The organism is Deinococcota bacterium, assembly GCA_030858465.1.
Lineage (GTDB): Bacteria > Deinococcota > Deinococci > Deinococcales > Trueperaceae > JALZLY01.
This window is the reverse complement of record JALZLY010000359.1, coordinates 1-3,602: the sequence shown is the minus strand read 5'-3', so window position 1 is coordinate 3,602 and position 3,602 is coordinate 1. Positions and strand designations below refer to the sequence as shown.

At 69.0% G+C, this 3,602-nt stretch carries 3 protein-coding genes; all 3 read right to left on the bottom strand.

Going from position 1 to position 3,602, the window contains the following annotated elements; genetic code table 11:
* The coding region (locus tag M3498_17570) for a hypothetical protein (protein MDQ3461075.1) at positions 1–555 on the bottom strand (555 nt) is incomplete at its 3' end.
* A gap of 66 nt (positions 556–621) precedes the next feature.
* Positions 622–2,193, bottom strand: coding sequence for an apolipoprotein N-acyltransferase (lnt, locus tag M3498_17565; GenBank protein MDQ3461074.1), 1,572 nt, complete (start codon positions 2,191–2,193; stop codon positions 622–624).
* A 58-nt stretch (positions 2,194–2,251) separates the two neighbouring features.
* The gene (locus M3498_17560; GenBank protein MDQ3461073.1) at positions 2,252–3,382 is read right to left on the bottom strand and encodes a M20 family metallopeptidase; all 1,131 of its coding nucleotides are present in this window, start codon (positions 3,380–3,382) and stop codon (positions 2,252–2,254) included.
* Positions 3,383–3,602 lie beyond the last annotated feature (220 nt).

The following is a 3,602-nucleotide window of genomic DNA, read 5'->3' as shown; positions in this document are numbered from 1 at the left end:
GGGGTGAAAGGCTATCCGGGCAACACCAAAATGGCCAGGTACTGGTATCACCCTGGCCAGTTCCCCGCTCTCTACCTCAAAAAGGATCACGGTCTTTTCGCCCCCGCCCGTCACCGCGAGAGAACGGCCGTCGGGACTGAAGCTGAGCTGGTCGTTGTACGACAGGTGCGTCCGGGTGGGCAGTGACCTTACGAGCCTTTCCCCTCGAGCGTCCCAAAGGTTCACCCTGTCCCACCAAAGCTCCGCGAGGTAGCGACCATCAGGGCTGAGGGCCAAGTCGTAACGGTGTTCCTCCTGCATGTCTTCCAGAACGCGCACCTGACCCGTCGCCAGCTCGAGAAAGCGGGGTCGCCCGTCCATAATCACGGCGGCGTGCCGTCCGTCCGAGCTCAGCCGCAAAAGGGCCAAAGCCAGCCGCGTATCCAGTTCACCCTCGTAAAGGCCGCGGACGATGGCGGGGTCCGTGGCGAAGTCCACGGGCCGCGGGCTGTGGCCGGGGCAGGCGGTCAGGAGCAAAAGAGCCAAGAAACCGGCGAGAAGGCGCAAGGCGAGCATAGGAACCTCCAAGAGCAGCTTGGGAAGAGTCTACCCGCTCGAGCAGCAGTCTGTCATCAACCTGCGTCACCCAGCCCAGCGCCGAACGGCCACCACGCCTAGCGCGTAGAGGAGCAGGGCGCCGATCAGCCTGTCGCCGTAGCGCACGTAGGGCGTGAGGTCGTCGCGCAGGCTGTAGCCCACCAAGAGCGTACCCTCGATACCCCTGGGAAGCTCCTGGACGACCCGGCCCAAGGGGTCGATGACGGCGGTGATGCCGTCGTTGCCGGCGCGCAGGATGTAGCGCCGCGTCTCGATGGCGCGCAAGGAGCCCATCAAGAAGTGCTGCGCGGGGCCCAAGCCCTGGCCATACCAGGCATCGTTGGAGATGTTGCTTAGCACCTGCGCGCCCTCCCTCGCCATCAGCCGCGGCACCTGGGGAAAGACCGACTCGTAGCAGATGTAAACACCCGCCAGAAGGCCAGCCGAAGCGATGGGTCGGATGTCCTCGCCCGCCGCCCGGCTGTCGAGAAAGGGCAGACCGAAGGTGCGAAAGACCACGTCGTAGAGGAAGTGAAGCGGGCCCTGCCAGGGAAAGTACTCGCCGAAGGGCACCAGGTAGGCCTTGTCGTAGCGGTCCACGACCTGCTCGCCGACCAGACTAAAGGCGCTGTTGAAGCCCTGGTTGCCCACAAAGGCGCCGCCGCCAGTGATCACCGGCAGGCCCTGGCTGCTTGCCTGAATCAGGCTACGCGCCTCGGCGGCGGCCGCGCCCTCCCGGCTGAGATCCAACGACAAGACCGCACCCTCGGGCCAGATGACCAGGTCGGGCAAGCCGGGTGCGCTCGAGGCGAGCAGGGATGCGCCGGGGAGGGATGAGTCAAAGAGGGCCAAGTTCCCCAGCTCGGCCAGCGCCGAAGCGGTGAGGCGGGCGTAGTGAACGAGGTCGTCCTCCTCGCCGGCAACGCGGTAGAGCGGGTTGGTATTGCCCTGGACCAGGAGCGCCGTTTCGGTGGTGGGCGGCAGGGTGGTGCTCAGACGCTCGCCGCCGTAAAAGGCGGCCGCGAGGAGCAGGCTCAAGGCCAGCGGCAGCGGCCAGAGGCGCGGCTGCGTCAGCTGCCCGCCGTAGCGGCTGCGCCTGGGCACGAAGAGGCTGGCAGCGAGGCTGACCGCGACCAGCGTCAAGAGGCCGAGGCCGTAGACGCCCGCCAGGTCGGCGGCCTGGGCGATGGGCGTGCCCACCCAGGCGTAACCGACAAAGCCCCAGGGAAAGGCGAAGGGCCCCTGGCTCCGCGCCCACTCCGTGAGCACCCACAAGGCCGGCAGCAGCGCCAGCGCCCCCGCACCGTAGCCGCCCAGGCCGCGGCCGAGGAAGGTCACCAGCCCCCACATCAGGCCCAGGACGAGGACGAGCGGCGGGTAGAGCAGCCAGGCCGCCGGGCCGAAGAGCTCGGCAAAGGATATCGGCAACCACAGCAGGTGCAGGCCGAAAAAGCCCAGCCCGAAGAGAAAACCCAGCCAGAAGCCTGCCCGCGCGTGCGGGGCGCGGGCGACCAGGACGAAGAGCGGCAGCAGCGCCAAGGCCAAGGGCCAGAGCCCAATCGGGGGCAAGGCGGCGCTCAGGAGCGCGCCACCGAGGAGGGCGACGAGGCTAGGCATTGACTTGGGCATTGACTTGGGCATCGACTTGGGCATCGAGAAGGGTAGGGACCTGGGTCTAGACCGTGAGCAGGCAGACCATGAGCGCCAGGCGGTCGAGGGTGTCGGCAATGCGGATGTGCTCGTGGCGCGCGTGCGGCCCGCTGCCGACCGCGCCCAGGCCGTCGAGCGTGGCGACGCCCAAAGCCGAGCTGAAGTTGCCATCGGAGCCGCCGCCGACCACCCCGCCGCTCACCTGCAGGCCCAGCCTCTCGCCGCAGGCGACCGCCTCGTCGAAGAGCGCCCTGTTGGCCGGGGTGAACTCGAGCGGAGGTCTGTTGAGCCCGCCGCCGACGCGCACGCGCACGCGGCCGTCTTGGGCCTGGTAGCCTGCCAGCGCCGCGGCGACGCGCTCGCCTTCGTCCGCCCTGAGCACCCGGAGGTCGATTTTGGCCGTCGCCCTTTCGGCGATGACGTTCGTGACCGAGCCGCCCCGGGCGACCGTCAGGTTGACGGTCGTGCCCGCCGCCTCGTCGCCCAGGGCCTCGGCGTAGAGGAGAAAGAGGGCGAGCTCGCGCAGCGCGCTGGCGCCCTCGCCGGGGTTGTTGCCGGCGTGGGCGCTTACGCCCTCAAAGAGGACCTCGAAGCCGCCCGTGCCCTTGCGGCCGACCTTGAGGGCGCCGTCGTCGCGGCCGGGCTCGACCACGAAGACGCGCTCGTGTTCCTTGGACAGGTCTTCGATGAGTGCCCTCGAGCTGGCGCTGCCCGTCTCCTCGTCGGAGGAGACGAGCAGGGTGACAAGACCGCGCAAGGCCAGCCCCAGGTCGCGAGCGAGCGCCACGGCGTGGAGGGCGGTGGTGATGCCCGCCTTCATGTCGAGCGTGCCGGGACCGTAGGCCGCCTCGCCCGCCACCCGAAAGGGCATCCCTTTGATCGTACCCACCGGCCAGACCGTGTCGTAGTGGGCCAAGATGAGCGTCCTTTCGGCTCCCGGCGCCTCGAAACGCGCGACCAGGTGGTCGCCCACGGCCTCTTGGGGGTGGCGCTCGACCCCCCAGCCGTCCCCGGCGAGGCGCGCCTCCAGGACGCTTACCAGGCGCGCCGCGGCGGCTAGGTCGCCGGTCGGCGTCTCGAGTTCGACCAGACCCCGCAAGGTCTTAAGGTAGGCGTCCTTTTGGGCCCCGGCGGCTTCTCTGATGGCTTGACTCATGACCCCAGGATAACGCGAAAGGAGCGCCGGCCAACGTCGCGGAGCCCGGTAGCTCTCAGGCCGGCTCCAGCGGCACCTGTTGGTTTGGCGCTAGGAGTGCTGCGACAGCTCGGCTCCCGGCTCCTCCGCTTGGACCTCCAGGTGCGCCCGCCACAGCCGCTCAGCCATCTCCCGCAGCGCCGGGTCCTTGGTCATGCGCGCGTAGGAGTAGCCCTGGCGT

What these genes read in the sequence shown, in the direction of transcription:
- lnt (MDQ3461074.1), bottom strand. Translation starts at nt 2,193, where the DNA reads ATGCCTAGCCTCGTCGCCCTCCTCGGTGGCGCGCTCCTGAGCGCCGCC.
- M3498_17560 (MDQ3461073.1), bottom strand. Translation starts at nt 3,382, where the DNA reads ATGAGTCAAGCCATCAGAGAAGCCGCCGGGGCCCAAAAGGACGCCTAC.